General features: G+C 73.3%; 12 protein-coding genes and 2 pseudogenes. 13 read left to right on the top strand and 1 reads right to left on the bottom strand.

The features are described 5' to 3' along the window. Nucleotides 1-17 precede the first annotated feature (17 nt). Complete coding sequence (locus tag ACWD11_RS17350; protein ID WP_451283832.1) at nucleotides 18-1,646, top strand: protein kinase domain-containing protein; 1,629 nt, start codon at nucleotides 18-20, stop codon at nucleotides 1,644-1,646. Next, nucleotides 1,643-2,308, top strand: coding sequence for a hypothetical protein (locus ACWD11_RS17345; RefSeq protein WP_451283830.1), 666 nt, complete (start codon nucleotides 1,643-1,645; stop codon nucleotides 2,306-2,308). Before ACWD11_RS17350 ends, ACWD11_RS17345 begins: the two co-directional genes overlap by 4 nt. Nucleotides 2,309-2,323: 15 nt before the next feature. Here ACWD11_RS17345 and ACWD11_RS17340 read toward each other — a convergent pair. After that, nucleotides 2,324-2,500: pseudogene (locus tag ACWD11_RS17340) on the bottom strand (SRPBCC family protein); the annotation flags it as partial. 112 nt (nucleotides 2,501-2,612) lie between these two features. Between ACWD11_RS17340 and ACWD11_RS17335 the strand changes: the two are divergent. The 11 genes and pseudogenes from ACWD11_RS17335 (at nucleotide 2,613) to ACWD11_RS17285 (ending at nucleotide 14,052) form a co-directional block, all read left to right on the top strand. Next, nucleotides 2,613-4,688: a DUF4139 domain-containing protein gene (locus tag ACWD11_RS17335; RefSeq protein ID WP_451283828.1), complete on the top strand. Its 2,076-nt coding sequence runs from the start codon at nucleotides 2,613-2,615 to the stop codon at nucleotides 4,686-4,688. 8 nt (nucleotides 4,689-4,696) lie between these two features. Further along, the gene (locus ACWD11_RS17330) at nucleotides 4,697-6,256 is read left to right on the top strand and encodes a mucoidy inhibitor MuiA family protein (RefSeq protein ID WP_451283826.1); all 1,560 of its coding nucleotides are present in this window, start codon (nucleotides 4,697-4,699) and stop codon (nucleotides 6,254-6,256) included. Between the two features lie 9 nt (nucleotides 6,257-6,265). Beyond that, a complete protein-coding gene (locus tag ACWD11_RS17325) occupies nucleotides 6,266-6,823 on the top strand; it encodes a GNAT family N-acetyltransferase (protein WP_389417315.1) in 558 nt (185 codons plus the stop codon). 122 nt (nucleotides 6,824-6,945) lie between these two features. Continuing rightward, on the top strand, nucleotides 6,946-8,529 hold the full coding sequence (locus ACWD11_RS17320) for an ABC transporter substrate-binding protein (RefSeq protein WP_451283824.1): 1,584 nt from the start codon (nucleotides 6,946-6,948) through the stop codon (nucleotides 8,527-8,529). Nucleotides 8,530-8,549: 20 nt separating this feature from the next. After that, on the top strand, nucleotides 8,550-9,518 hold the full coding sequence (locus tag ACWD11_RS17315) for an ABC transporter permease (protein ID WP_389417313.1): 969 nt from the start codon (nucleotides 8,550-8,552) through the stop codon (nucleotides 9,516-9,518). Further along, nucleotides 9,508-10,389, top strand: coding sequence for an ABC transporter permease (locus ACWD11_RS17310; RefSeq protein WP_389417312.1), 882 nt, complete (start codon nucleotides 9,508-9,510; stop codon nucleotides 10,387-10,389). The genes ACWD11_RS17315 and ACWD11_RS17310 overlap by 11 nt, the downstream gene beginning before the upstream one ends. A 56-nt stretch (nucleotides 10,390-10,445) precedes the next feature. Continuing rightward, nucleotides 10,446-11,357: an ABC transporter ATP-binding protein gene (locus tag ACWD11_RS17305; RefSeq protein ID WP_451283942.1), complete on the top strand. Its 912-nt coding sequence runs from the start codon at nucleotides 10,446-10,448 to the stop codon at nucleotides 11,355-11,357. Beyond that, entirely contained in the window at nucleotides 11,350-12,024 is a 675-nt protein-coding gene (locus ACWD11_RS17300) for an ABC transporter ATP-binding protein (RefSeq protein WP_451283821.1), read from the top strand. Before ACWD11_RS17305 ends, ACWD11_RS17300 begins: the two co-directional genes overlap by 8 nt. A gap of 49 nt (nucleotides 12,025-12,073) precedes the next feature. Then, nucleotides 12,074-12,990 (top strand): annotated as a pseudogene (locus ACWD11_RS17295) (threonine ammonia-lyase). A gap of 8 nt (nucleotides 12,991-12,998) precedes the next feature. Next, nucleotides 12,999-13,478, top strand: a complete 480-nt coding sequence (locus ACWD11_RS17290) for a DUF5990 family protein (protein WP_451283819.1) — start codon at nucleotides 12,999-13,001, stop codon at nucleotides 13,476-13,478. A gap of 370 nt (nucleotides 13,479-13,848) precedes the next feature. Beyond that, a complete protein-coding gene (locus tag ACWD11_RS17285; RefSeq protein ID WP_028799214.1) occupies nucleotides 13,849-14,052 on the top strand; it encodes a cold-shock protein in 204 nt (67 codons plus the stop codon). Nucleotides 14,053-14,240 lie beyond the last annotated feature (188 nt).

Raw genomic sequence — 14,240 nt, 5'->3', positions numbered from 1 at the left:
ACGGTGTCTCTGAGCGCATGAGCACATGGGAAGTGCCCGGCTACACCGACTCGCTGGAGCTGGGCTCGGGAGCCAGCGGGCGGGTCGTGCTGGCCGTCCACGAGGAGACCGGCGTCGCGGTCGCCGTGAAGTACCTCAGCGAAGCGCTGCTCACCCGGCCCGGCTTCGTGTACGGCTTCCGGGCCGAGGCCCGGCTGCTCGGCGGCCTGGAGAGCCCGTACGTCACCGGTCTGTACGAGTACGTGGAGAGCCCGCACGGCGCCGCCATCGTGATGGAGCTGGTGGACGGCGTCTCCCTGCGGACCCTGCTGACCCGGCACGGCCCGCTCGACCCGGAAGCCGCGCTCGCCATCCTGAAGGGATCGCTGCTCGGCCTGGCCGACGCCCACCGCGTCGGCGTCGTCCACCGCGACTACAAGCCGGAGAACGTCCTGGTCGTGCCGGACGGATCGTCCAAGCTCGTCGACTTCGGGATCGCGGTGGACTCGGGCACCAGCGCCGGCGTGGCGGGCACCCCCTCGTACATGTCCCCCGAGCAGTGGACCGGCGCGCCCGCCTCACCCGCCGCCGACGTCTACGCCGCCACGGCCACCTTCTTCGAGTGCCTGACGGGCCGCAGGCCCTTCTCGGGCGACAACTTCGCCGAGCTGGCGTTGCAGCATGTCGAGGCGCCCGTCCCCGCCGAGGAGGCTCCCGAGGCCGTACGGGAGCTGGTCCGCCGCGGTCTGGCCAAGGACCCGGAGCAACGGCCCGCGCAGGCAGCGGAGTTCGTCACGGAACTGGAGGCCGTCGCCGGCACCGCCTACGGGCCCGACTGGGAGGAACGGGGCCGGGGACGGCTCGCCGCCCTCGTGGCGCTGCTGCCCCTGCTGCTGCCCTCGGGCCGGGGCACCCCGCGCAGCACCACGGACACCGCCCGCACGATCCTGCCCCGGCAGGGGCCCGGCCCCGTCCCCGCACGGTCGTGGCTGCCCGGCCGGCCCGGCATGCTGGTGTCGGTCGCGGCCGTCGTCCTCGGAGCGCTCCTGGCCTACGGCACCCCGTTCGACCCTGGGCCCGCCGCTCAGCAGGCGGCACAAGCCCTGGCCACGACCAGCGCCCGGCCCGACGCGGAACCCGCGGGAACCGCCGTACCCACGGCGTCCGCCTCCCCCTCCCCCTCCTCGGCCACCACGTCGGAGAGCCCGTCGCCCTCGGACCCGGCGGCCACCGAGGGCGAAGCACCCCCCGCCGCCGCAGAGGAGGGCACGACGCCGCCGCCCGCGGGCACCGAGACCACGGCGGCCCCGACGACCGACGCTCCCCCGTCCCCTGCCGCGCCCGCCGTCAAGGCCGTCTCGGTGTCGGGCTTCAGCCAGACCGGCGCCACGACCGCCACCGCCACCCTCAATGTCACGACCGACGGCACCGGGCCGATCTCCCTCACCGTCTCGTGGTCCACGAGCGACACCGGCGGACAGCCCGGCGCCGCCGACGGTGCGCCGCAGACCTTCACGCGCAGCGGAGCCACCACCTACGCGATCACCGTCGACCACACGTTCCAGAACACCGGCTGCTACTGGACCGTCCAGACCACGACGGACCCCGCCGCCGCCGGCGGTACCGCCTCTCAGCAGCTCCTGACCAGGCGGTGCGACATCCGATGACCGCTCACGGCGACCGCACGCCCGCACGGACCGAGGACCGCGAACCGACGCGGGTCCCCGCATCCGCGGAGTACAGCGCCACGGTGCTGGCCAGCCACTGGGTCCAGGGACCGGCCTCCAGCGACACGCGCGTCGAGGAGACCCCGTCCGCGCCCCCACCCGACCGCGTCGACGGCACCGTGCTGCGCTTCGGCCCGGGCGTCACCGCCGCCGTCGCGCACCGCACGCACGTGACCCTCCCGACGATGACCGCACCCCCGGCGCCCCCTCGCCGGCGGATGCGCAGACACGCGCTCCCGGCCCTGGTGCTGGTCGGTGTCCTCGGCTTCCTCGCCTGGCAGCGCCTGGGGCCGTCCGTCGAGGTGAGCACGGTGGCTGTCACGGCCCGGCCGACGGTTCTCGGGTGCGACGAAACAGCCGACATCGTGGGCGTGGTGACGACGAACGGCAGTCCCGGCACGCTCTCCTACCGCTGGACCAGAAGCGACGGCACCACCTCAGGCGTCCTGCGCGAGGTGCTGGTGAGGGGGCAGGAGCAGGCACGCCTGCACCTGAGGTGGACCTTCCAGGGCGAGGGCCACCGCACGGCGCGGGCCGAACTCGAGATCCTCTCGCCGACCGGCGATACGGCCACCGCTCAGTTCACGTACGCCTGTCCCTGACGGTTCATCAACAGCTCAGCTCGGGGCGATCGCCGACTCGGCCGCCGCTTTGATGCGGGCACCGAATGCGGGGGCGTCCTTACGGGCAGCGGCGAGCGCCAGACCGACGAGGAGCTTGCCGCCCTCGCTGACGGTGCCGCTGTTCTTCGACACCTCGGCCCACCGGATCAGTGCCGGGGCTTCGAACGAACTCCGCGGACCGCCCGTCCGCCCCAGCGGGACGCCGGTTCGGGCCACCGCTCGGCACCTGAAGTGCCGTGGGCGCTAGGCTTCGCGCGGCACGGATACGACGGGGGCGGCACGTATGAAGTCCGAGGAGACACCGCGGTGGGCGTCGGCCCTCGACGCGGTCGTGGTGTACGCGCAGGGCGCGATGTGCAGCAGGCGGGCGCGGGGTTCCGTGCCGCCGGACGGGCGGGTGCGGGTCACGGGGCTGCCTCGCTCGATGGACCCGGGGTCCCTGCGCGCCCGGGTGCTCGGCGACAGCGGAGTGCGGGTCACCGAGGTGCGCGTGGAGGTGGACGCCGAGCCGTCCGTCACCGGCTCCTCCCCTGAGGTGCGGCAGGAAGTGGAGCGGCTGCGCGACGCCCACGGCGCGGTGCAGGGGCGCCGCGACCGGGTGCTCGCGCGCATCAAGGAGGTCACGGACCTGCGTCCGGTGCCGCCGCCGCGCAAGCGTGAGGACCCGCACCGCCGCACCCCCGCCGAGGCGTGGCTGACCCTCGCCGACTTCGTGGACGAGCGGCTGACGGCCCTGCACCACCGCCTCACCGAACTGGAGGCGGAGCTGGACCGCCTCGGACACGAACTCACCGTCGCCGCCGACCGCTTGGCCCGGGCCTCCACCGACGCCCCCTCCGCCCACGTCCGGACCACGGTCTGCGCCGTCCTGACCCTCGACGGACCGGGTGAGGTCGAACTGGAGCTGGAGTACGGTGTGCCGGGCGCCGTCTGGGTCCCGGCGTACCGGCTGGCCTACCGGCAGAGCGCCGACAGCGGCAGCCTGGTGCTGCGTGCCTCGGTCGCGCAGCGCACCGGGGAGGACTGGACCGGGGTGCGCATAGCCCTGGCCACCGCCGATCTGCGGCGCCGCACCGACCTGCCGAAGCTGCGCTCGCTGCGCATCGGCCGCCGCCAGCCCGTCCCCGCGCCGTCCGGCTGGCGCGAGCCCCCGGCGGGCCTGGCCGACCTGTTCACCGGGTACGACTCGGCGGGCCCGCGCCCTCAACCGCGTACGATTGCGCCCCCGATCTCCGTCGGCGGCCCCGTCCCGCCTCCCCTCCCCGCGCCCCCGGCATACAGCGGAGCACCCGTACGGCCCGGCGAACCGGGCAGCGCCCGCAGGCCACAGGCCGACGCGCCCGACCGCTCCACTGCCTACGGGCAGGCCCCGCCGCAGCCACTCGCCCGCCCCCGAACAGGCGGCGCACCGGCCCCCGCTCTCGCCGCCATGGCACCGGCCGCCGGAGGACCCCCGCCGCCACCGGCCCCCTGCGGCCCGATCGCCCCGCTCTCACCGCCGCCCCCCGCGCCGGTGACCGGTCCGCCACGCCCGAGCGGCGACGAACTGGACTACGCCGCGCTCCACCTCAGCGGCCCCGACGAGCCCGCCGCGCGCAGGGGCCGGCTGTTCCCCGACGCGCCGTTCGACCCGGTGGCCGCCGAACACCGCCGCCGTGCCGAAGCGGTGGCCTCGCTGCCGCTGCCCGGACACGCCGTGCGGCCCCGCGAGTCGGCGGGCTCCTTCGATCATCGCTACGACGCCGTCGCCCGCGCGGACATCCCCTCGGACGGCACCTGGCACACCGTCACCATCAGCGAGATCCCGGTCGGTCTGCGCACCGAGTACCTGTGCGTGCCGTCCGCGGAGCAGCGGGTGTACGGGACGCTCGTCCTCTCCAACGCCACCGACCAGGCGCTGCTGGCCGGCCCGGTGGAGGTCACCGTCGACGACGACTTCCTGCTGACCGCCGCGCTGCCCACGCTCGCCCCGGGCGGCGTCCGCCGGATGGGGCTCGGACCCGCGGAGGGTGTCCAGGTCACCCGGCGCACCCACCTCGACGAGTCCACGGCGGGCCTGCGCAACAACGTCACCGTGCTCGACCACCGCGTCCAGGTGGACCTGGCCAACCGCCTCGCCCGGCCCGTCTCCGTCGAGGTCCGCGAGCAGGTGCCGGTCACCTCCGATCCGGATGTGCGGATCGACGAACGGGCCGACTGGACGGTGCCCGACGACGGCGCGGGGCCCGATCACCACGCCCCGGGCACCCGCGTGTGGCGTGTCGACCTGCCGCCCGGCGGCACCGTCGCGCTGCACGGCGGCTACGAAATCCGTATCCCGGCCGCGAAGGCCCTGGTCGGCGGCAACCGCAGGAGCTGACACACACCATGCCCACGGATCCGGAACTGATCCCCGCGCCCGTCACCGCCGTCACCTGCCTGGAGGACCGCGCCCAGGTCGAACGCAGCCTCGCCCTCGACCTGCGCGCGGGCGTGCAGCGGCTGCGGCTCGGGCCGGTCAGCGCGCTCGCGGTCGACCGCACCCTGCACGCCGAGCTGACCGCCGACCACGAGGCCGGCGTCCTCGACGCCCGCATCGTCCGCGCCTGGACGCCGCGCGGGCCGCTGCCCGCCACCGACGACTCGGTGCTGCGCCTGCGCGTCCACGCTCTGGAGGAGGAGCGCCGCACGCTGGAGCAGCGCACCGACCGGCTGCGCACCCGCCTCGACCTGCTGGGCCGACTCGCCGCCGACCTCCTGCGCGAGATAGGGGAGGGAGCCGGTACCGGCGAGACCGACCCGACGCGCTGGAGCCGGGAACTCGACCGCGTGGACGACGAACGCGACGTCCGCAGCGAGGAGTTGCGCACCGCGCAGGCCCGGCTGACGGTGCTCGCCACCGAACTCCAGGAGACCGAGCACGCCATCCATCTGTCCGAGCAGGGGCCCGCCGAACTGCTCGGCCATGTCGAGCTGACCGTGCGGTCCGCGGCGGCGGGGCCGGCGCGGCTGCGGCTGACCCACCTCGTACCCTGCGCGCTGTGGCGCCCCGCCTACCGGGCCGTGCTCGACGCGGACACCGTGACGCTGGAGACGGACGCCATGGTGTGGCAGCGCACCGGCGAGGACTGGTCCGACGTGGCCCTCACGCTGTCGACGGCCCGCTCCGCTGCGGCGAACGAGCCACCCACCTTGGTCGAGGACCGGCTGACGCTGACCGACCGCTCCCCCGCCGAGCGGCGTACGGTCGAGGTGGAGGTGCGCGAGCAGGAGATCGCCGACCTCGGCCCGGCCCCCGTGCTCGGCCTGCCCGGCGTGGACGACGGCGGCGAGACCAGGGTGCTGCGCTCCCCCGCACCCGTCTGTGTCCCGGCCGACGGGCGCGCCCACCGCGTGCCGCTCTCCTCCGTCGCGGCGCCCGCGCGCAGTGAGTACGCCTGCGCCCCCGAACTGTCCCCGCTGGTGACCCAGGTGGTGCGGTTCGACAACTCCTCCGGGCACGCGCTGCTCGCCGGCCCCGTGGACCTGGTGCGCGGCAGCGGGTTCAGCGGGCGCGGCACCCTCGACTTCACCGCTCCCGGCGGGCCCGTCGAGCTCGCGTTCGGCAGCCACGACGACTACCGGGTGGTGCGGTACGCGGAGGAGTCCCGCGACACCGCCACCATGACCCAGCGGACCACGGTCACCCACACGGTACGCCTGCACCTGTCCCGCTTCTCCGCTCCGGGAGCGCAGGGCGATCGGACCGTCGTGCTGCGGGAACGGATGCCGGTCTCCGAGGTCTCGGCAGTGGAGGTACGGCTCCGCAAGGAGGGCTGTTCCCCCGCGCCGGACGCGGTCGATGACGAGGGCATCGTCCGCTGGGACATCGCCTTGCCGCCCGGCGCACGGCGCTCGGTCACCCTCGTGTACGAGGTCGCCGCGAGCGGCAAGGTCAGCGGGCTTTGAGGAGGCCACATGACGCGGCGGCAGACCATCGCCGTAGCGCACCTGGACGGAACGGCCGCCGGGGAGGCCGCGAACGCGTTCCGGCTGATCTACGCCGAAGCGTTCGCCGAGCCTCCTTACCACGAGACCGCGGACGACGTCGCCGCCGCCTTCCGCCGCTTCCCTGCGCAGACCCGCAACCCCACGTTTCGCGCCGCTCTGGCCCGCACCGAGGACGACGAGCCGATCGGCATGGCCTACGGCCACCTGCTCGGGCCCGACGCGGTGTGGTGGGACGAACTGACCGAGCCCGTACCCGACGACCTGCGGCGCGAGGACGGACACCGCACCTTCGGTCTCCTGGAACTCGCCGTGCGCGAGCCGTGGCGCGGACAGGGCGTCGCACGACGTCTGCACACCGCCCTCCTCACCACCGTCGGAGCCGAGCGGGTGCTGCTGAACGTCCACCCGGCGGGCCGGGCGGCGTCGGCCGCCTACCGCGCGTGGGGATACCGCAAGGTCGGCGAGGGCCGGCCCGGAGGCGGCGGTGCGGACCTCCACGACGTCATGCTGCTCGACCTGCGCTGAGCGACCCGTAACCCCGCGCCTTCCCTTCCCCCCTCTCGCCACCCCCACCCCGCGTGACACCGCACCCCTTATTGCAATTAATATGCAACAGCTTTGGATCTTCGATAAGGGTGTGAGGTCGCATGACGGTCCGACGGATACGGACAGCCGCCGCCACGGCGGCGATACTCACGGGTGTCGCCGCCTGCTCGGCCCCCGGCAGCAGCACGGGTGGCGACACGGCCGACTCCGTCGTGATCGGCGTGGCCTCCGAGCCGGACACGCTCAGCCCGCTGCTCGGCTACGGCAAGGACGGCAACTCGAAGATCTTCGACGGACTCCTCGCCCGGGACGCCGGCCTGCAGCTGAAGCCCGCCCTGGCCAAGGCGCTGCCCAAGGTCGCCGACGACGGCCTCACCTACACGTACACCCTGCGCGACGGCGTGAAGTTCAGCGACGGCGAGCCCCTGACCGCCGCCGACGTGGTCTTCACGTACGAGACGATCCTCGACGCGAAGACCAACAACACCAGCCGCAGCGAACTGGACGCCATCGAGCGGGTCCGCGCGGACGGCGACGACAAGGTGGTCTTCGACCTCAAGTACCCCTACGCCCCCTTCGCCGGGCGCACCGTGCTGCCCATCGTCCCCGAGCACATCGCCGCCGAGCAGGACCCCAACACCGGCTCGTTCAACAGCAAGCCGGTCGGCACCGGCCCCTACGTGCTCGCCTCCTGGAGCAAGGGCGAGAAGCTCACCTTCAAGGCCAACCCCGACTACTGGGGCGGTGCGCCGAAGGTGACGAAGGTGACCATGGCGATCATCGAGGACGACAACGTGCGCGCCACCCGGCTGCGCTCCGGCGACCTCGACGGCGCCGTCCTGCCGCCCAACCTCGCCGCCACCTTCGCGAACGACAGCGGCAGAAAGACGTACGAGGCGAAGACCTACGACTTCCGCGCGGTCACCCTCCCCCAGGAGAACAAGGTCACCGGCGACCGGGCGATCCGGCAGGCCCTGGACGCGGCCGTGGACCGCCGCGCCATGGTCGACACGATCCTGGACGGCGCCGGCCGCCCCGCGTACGGGCCGCTGCCCGTCGACGACCCCTGGTTCGCCCCCGGCATCGAGCGCGAGCACGACCTCGCCAAGGCGCAACGCATCCTCGACGAGGCAGGCTGGAAGACCGGTGAGGGCGGTGTCCGCGCCAAGGACGGCCGACGGGCCTCCTTCACCCTCCTGTATCCCTCCGGCGACAAGGTCCGCCAGGACCACGCCCTCGCCTACGCCTCCGACGCCAAGAAGGCCGGCATCGAGGTGAAGGTGGAGAGCGCCACCTGGGAGGTCATCGAGCCTCGCATGAAGAACGACGCGGTACTGGCCGGGTTCGGCAGCAACGGCGACCCCGACTTCGGCCTCTACACGCTGCTGCACTCCTCCCTCGCCGGCGACGGCTTCAACAACATGGGCCGCTACGACGACCCGGTCGTCGACGAGGCGCTCGACACCGGCCGCCGCAGCTCGGACGAGTCGACCCGGAAGGCCGCCTACGCCGACCTCCAGCGCGAGCTGGTGAAGAACCCCGGCTACACCTTCCTCACCCACATCGACCACGTCTACGTCCTCGCCGACCGCTGGGCGGGCCTGACCACGCAGACCGAGCCGCACGAGCACGGCTTCGCCAGCGGCCCCTGGTGGAACCTCGAAGCCTGGCAGCCGAAGAAGTGACCGCACTCCCCTGGGGAGCGATGGCACGCCTGGCGGGGCGACGGCTGCTGTTCATCGCCCCGATCCTGCTCGTGGTCACCTTCGGTGTCTTCGCGATCGCCGCCGCCTCCCCCTTCGACCCGGTCAAGGCGTACGCCGGCACGGCGGCGCTCGGCGCCGACACGGAGACACTGGAGCGGCTGCGCCAGAACCTGGGCGTGGACGAGCCGTTCACCAGCCGCTGGTGGAACTGGCTCACCGCGGCGCTCGGTGGCGACCTCGGCCAGTCCAGCGTGATGCGGCAGCCGGTGGCCCAGGTGATCGGCGAACGCCTCGTCTGGTCCTCGCTGTTGTGCGCGGCCGCGTTCGTGGTGGCGGTGCTGACGGGCACACTGCTGGGCGTCCTGGCGGCCCGTCGTCCCGGCTCGCTGCTCGACCGGACGATCACCGCCGTCGCGTACTCCCTGGAGGCGGCCCCCGTCTTCTGGCTCGCCCTGCTCGCCGTCTGGCTGTTCGCCCTCCAACTCGGAGTGCTCCCGGCGGGCGGCCTGACCGACACCGCGAGCGAGCAGGTCACAGCGGGTCAGGTCGCGAGCCACCTCGTGCTGCCGGCCGGGGTGCTCGCCGTCTCCCAACTCCCCTGGTTCACCCTGTACGTCCGCCAGGGCGTGGGCGACGCGCTCGCCGAGGATCCCGTACGGGGCGCCCGCGCACGCGGGTTGAGCGAACGCACCGTGCTGCTCGGCCACGCCCTGCGCTCCGGGCTGCTGCCGGTCCTCACCCTGGTCGGCTCCAGGGTCCCCGAACTCATCACCGGCGCCCTGCTGGTGGAGAGCGTCTTCAGCTGGCCCGGCATCGCGGCGGCGACCGTCGAGGCGGCCACCGCCGTCGACTTCCCGCTCCTCGCCGCGCTCACCACGCTGGCCACCGCCGCCGTACTCCTCGGCAACCTCCTCGCCGACCTGCTCTACGGCCTGTTCGACCCGAGGGTGAAGTTCAGTGACATGTGAATCGCCTCCAGCGACGGCCTGGCGGTCCTACGGCGCCGACCGCCGTTCCACCCGGTCGGTGCGCGTACGTGTCTCGGCCGCAGTGGTGGCCGTGACCGTCCTCGCCGTGCTCCTCGTACCGCCGCTGGTCCAACTCGACCAGCAGGCCGTCGATCTGTCCGCGAAGCTGCTCCCGCCGAGCTGGTCCCACCCCTTCGGCACCGACGACCTCGGCCGGGACCTGCTGGTGCGCTGCGTCTACGGACTGCGCGTCTCCCTGCTGGTCGGGGTGGTGGCGGCGCTTGCGGCGACCGTGCTCGGCACGGCCGTCGGAGCGACCGCCGGAGCGCTGGGCGGCTGGGTCGACCGGGGTCTCATGCGGCTCGTCGACACGGTCTCCGCCGTGCCCCACCTGCTGCTGGGCATCTTCATCGTGGCCATGTTCCGGCCCGGTGTGTGGCCGGTGGTGGTCTCCGTGGCGCTCACCCACTGGCTGTCCACCGCACGGATCGTGCGCGCGGAGACGCTGTCCCTGCGCTCGCGGCCGTACGTCGACGCCGCCGTCTCCGGGGGCGCCTCCCGCCGACGCGTGGCGGTACGGCATCTGCTGCCCGGCGTCCTGCCCCAGGCCGCGCTGGCCGCCGTGCTCATGGTGCCGCACGCCATGTGGCACGAGTCGGCGCTGTCCTTCCTCGGCCTGGGCCTGCCCACCCACACCGCCAGCCTCGGCACCCTCATCCAGGGCGCCCAGGGTTCCCTGCTCGCCGGGCAGTGGTGGCCCACCCTCTTCCCCGGCCTGTTCATCATCGTGCCCACCCTCGCCATCGCCGGTCTCACCGGAGCCTGGCGGGAGCGGATCAACCCCCGGCGCCGATCGGAGCTGATGCTGTGACTCCCCCAGCCGGCCCTCCCGTGCTCTCCGTACGCGGACTGTCCGTACGCTTCCTGATGCCCGGCGCCCGCCGGATCGCGGCCGTCACCGACGTCCACTTCGAAGTGGCCGCCGGCGAGTGCCTGGCCCTGATCGGGGAGAGCGGCTGCGGCAAGTCGGTCCTCGCCTCGGCCCTGCTGGGGCTGCTGCCCGCCAACGCGCAGGCCGCCGGCGAGGCCCGCCTCGGCGACCTGGACGTCCTCGCCGCCGACGAACGCACCCTCGCCCGCACCGTACGGGGCCGCCTGATCGGGCTCGTCCCGCAGAGCCCCGCCGCCCACCTCACCCCCGTCCGCACCGTCCGGTCCCACCTGGAGGAGACGGTCGGCGCGCTGACCGAGGTCCGAGGGCGGGCCGCGCTACGGCACGCGGCCGAGGCGGCCGCCGAACGCGCCGCCTTCCCCGCCGACCACCTCGACCGCCATCCGCACGAACTCTCCGGCGGCCTCGCCCAGCGCGCCGCCACCGCCCTCGCCCTCGTCGGCGACGCACCCCTGCTCCTCGCCGACGAACCCACCACCGGCCTCGACCGCGACCTGGTCGACCACACCGTGACCGAACTGCGCCGTCACGTCGACACCGGCCGGCACGCCCTGCTCATGATCACCCACGACCTGGCCGCCGCCGAACGCATCGCCGACCGGGTGGCCGTGATGTACGCGGGCCGGATCGTCGAACTCGCCGACGCGAAGGCGTTCTTCGGGGCGCCGGGCCCTCGCCACCCCTACAGTCGCGGCCTCCTCGACGCCCTCCCCGACCGCGCCTTCGCCCCGATCCCGGGCCTGCCGCCCGAACTCGGCGACCTCCCCGACGGCTGCGCCTTCGCCCCCCGCTGCGAGCGGGCCACGGACGCCTGCGCCGCGCTCCCCCGGACCACCGACGGCATCGCCTGCCACCACCCGCGCGTACGGGAGGACCTCCGTGCTTGACCTGCACGACATCACCGCCGGATACGACAGGAAGGCCCCCGTCGTCCGCGGTGCCGCCGTGTCCGTCGCCCCCGGCGAGGCCGTCGGTCTCCTCGGCCCCAGCGGCTGCGGCAAGTCCACCCTCGCCCGGGTCGCGGCGCTGCTGCACCGCCCCGACACCGGCACCGTGACGCTCGACGGCGAACCCGTACGACGCTGGCGCCACCGCGCCCCGCGCGCCCAGCGCACCGCCATCGGCGTCGTCTTCCAGCAGCCCCGCCTGTCCGCCGATCCCCGGCTGTCGCTCACCGACCTCATCGCCGAGCCCCTGCGCGCAGGCGGCTCGCGTCACGAAGTCCCGGACCGGGTGGCCGAGTTGGCGTCGACCGTCGGCCTCACCCCCGACCTCCTGCGCCGCCGCCCCCACGAGGTCAGTGACGGCCAGCTCCAACGCGCCTGTCTGGCGCGCGCCCTGGTCCTCCGCCCCCGCTGGCTGATCTGCGACGAGATGACCGCGATGCTCGACGCGTCCACCACCGCCGCGCTCGTGACAGCCGTCGAGGAGTACCGGACCACCACCGGCGCCGGTCTGCTCGCCGTCGGCCACGACCAGGTGCTCCTGAACCGCTGGTGCGACCGCACCCTCCACTGGGCCGACGTCACCGGCCGCACCTCGCGGACGGTGTGACCGCGACACCTGCGTAGGGTCGGAGCCGGCGGCGTTACGCTTGCGTGCCGTGCAGGAGACGCGCCTTGACACCGCCCGGATCCGGGCAGCCCACCGAGTGATCGACCCACAGTTCCGGTGAGCATCAAGCTCGAAACGGCGAACCCGGTCCGCAGCTTCAAGGCCCGCGGCACCGAGCTGGTCGCGAGCCTGCTCGCCGAGCACGGCCCGGCGGCCGTGGTGTGCGCCGGCGCGGGCAACCTCGGCCAGGCCCTCGCCTGGTCCGGTCGCGGCCGGGGGCTCGACGTGACCGTGGTGGCCTCCCGCTTCGCGACCGCGGCCAAGCTCGACCGCATCCGCGCGCTGGGCGCCCGGCTGGAGCTGGTGGACGGCGACCACGAGACGGCCCGCGAGCGGGCGGTGGCCATCGCTCGGTACGACGGCATCCGCCTGCTCGAGGACAGCCTGGACCTGGAGACCTGCGAGGGTGCGGCGACCATCGGCCTGGAACTGGTGGGCAGCACCCCGTCCTTCGACGCGATCCTGATCGCCCTCGGCGGCGGAGCGCTGGCCACCGGCATCGGTCACGTCATGAAGGCCCTGGCACCCGGCGTCGAGGTGATCTGCGTCCAGCCGCTCGGCGCACCGGCGCTGACCCGCTCGTGGCACCAGCGCCGGGTCGTCACCACCGACTCGGCCGACACCATCGCCGACGGCGTCGCGGGCCGCCACCCCATCCCGGCCGTCCTGGACGACCTCCTCCTGGTCGCCGACGACGCCGTACTGGTCCAGGAGGCGTCGATCATCGCCGGAATGCGGATGCTCCTCACCCATGCCGGCCTCGTCGTCGAACCCTCGGCGGCGCTCGGCATCGCCGCGATCCTCGAAGACCGCGACCGCTTCGCCGGCCGCCACGTCGTCACCGTCGTGTGTGGCAGCAACGTCGACCTGGACGCCTGTCACCGCTGGATCGGCATGGGTGGATGATGGCCGCCATGCGCATCCGCATCGACGCCGTCGACCTGCCCGGTCTCACCCGCCCCGCCCGTCCTGACGGCAAAGTGCCCGCCTACGCCGGTCTCCACGTCGCGGTGCAACGCCGTGACCGTCCCGCCGAACTCCTCGACCCCCAGCCCGGCGACGCCCCGTCCGCCACCTGGACCCTGGAGTGCACCACCAGCGCCTCGCCGACCGGCACCGAGATCGCGGGCCCCTACGTGCAGAACCGGCTGGGCCGACGGTTCATCTACCTGTCGTGGTGCACGGCCGACGAGTCGGGCACCCTCTCGATGTTCCGCCGCGCCAAGCTCATGCTCGACGTCATACCCGCCGACATACTCACCGCCGCCGTGCGCGACGGGCTGCTGGTCGGACACCTCGGTTTGACCGACGCGCAAGGCGGGCCCGTGTGCGCCCGAGTCGAACCCCCGCACATCACGTGGACCCCTGGCCACGCCGACCGCGCAGGGATGTGACCTTCGTCCCCACGGGGGTATTCAGGGCGTCGCCGTTGACCCGCCCGGCACGGACGAGAACGGCGGCCCCCGGCGCATCGCAGGAGGTCACCGCGCTGCGGCCGGAAGAACCGGCAGGAACTCTACGCCCGCGTGAATCAATATCTGTCGTCGCCACATAAGAAATAACTGCGGCGCACCGCGAGTATTCCCCGACCTCCCCACCGGGACGAAATCGAGGGCCGTGCGGGGACGATCACCCCGTGCTAATGTCGTCGTCAGTTGCAGGTGTGGTTGCCAGAAGGTTCATTTTCCTACGGGGTAATCAGCACGGGCGACACGAAATTCACACAGGGTGAATTTCGAACATCGTCTCCGAAGGAGAATTAACATGGCTACTGGCACCGTGAAGTGGTTCAACGCGGAAAAGGGCTTCGGCTTCATCGAGCAGGACGGCGGCGGCGCCGACGTCTTCGCCCACTACTCGAACATCGCCACCCAGGGCTTCCGTGAGCTGCTCGAAGGCCAGAAGGTGTCCTTCGACATCGCCCAGGGCCAGAAGGGCCCGACGGCCGAGAACATCGTTCCCGCCTGACACGGCAGCAACGCATACTTCGCAGCTGGGGCCCGCACCTTGGGGTGCGGGCCCCAGCTCGCTGCATTCCAGGGCGCGTGACGGGAGACCCCACCGCTTCACCTTTCGGTGACGCATTCCCCGTCGATCCGACTCGGCGCCCCTCATCACCGGCCCGTTCTCGCGATTCTCTGCGCCGTTCATCTTGC

Source organism: Streptomyces sp. NPDC002776, from assembly GCF_053592195.1.
This window is presented reverse-complemented; position numbering and strand designations above follow the sequence as displayed.

Bases quoted from the DNA above. Each gene is read 5' to 3' on its own strand.
- ACWD11_RS17350 (WP_451283832.1), top strand. From the start codon at position 18: ATGAGCACATGGGAAGTGCCCGGCTACACCGACTCGCTGGAGCTGGGC.
- ACWD11_RS17345 (WP_451283830.1), top strand. From the start codon at position 1,643: ATGACCGCTCACGGCGACCGCACGCCCGCACGGACCGAGGACCGCGAA.
- ACWD11_RS17335 (WP_451283828.1), top strand. From the start codon at position 2,613: ATGAAGTCCGAGGAGACACCGCGGTGGGCGTCGGCCCTCGACGCGGTC.
- ACWD11_RS17330 (WP_451283826.1), top strand. From the start codon at position 4,697: ATGCCCACGGATCCGGAACTGATCCCCGCGCCCGTCACCGCCGTCACC.
- ACWD11_RS17325 (WP_389417315.1), top strand. From the start codon at position 6,266: ATGACGCGGCGGCAGACCATCGCCGTAGCGCACCTGGACGGAACGGCC.
- ACWD11_RS17320 (WP_451283824.1), top strand. From the start codon at position 6,946: ATGACGGTCCGACGGATACGGACAGCCGCCGCCACGGCGGCGATACTC.
- ACWD11_RS17315 (WP_389417313.1), top strand. From the start codon at position 8,550: ATGGCACGCCTGGCGGGGCGACGGCTGCTGTTCATCGCCCCGATCCTG.
- ACWD11_RS17305 (WP_451283942.1), top strand. From the start codon at position 10,446: ATGCCCGGCGCCCGCCGGATCGCGGCCGTCACCGACGTCCACTTCGAA.
- ACWD11_RS17290 (WP_451283819.1), top strand. From the start codon at position 12,999: ATGCGCATCCGCATCGACGCCGTCGACCTGCCCGGTCTCACCCGCCCC.
- ACWD11_RS17285 (WP_028799214.1), top strand. From the start codon at position 13,849: ATGGCTACTGGCACCGTGAAGTGGTTCAACGCGGAAAAGGGCTTCGGC.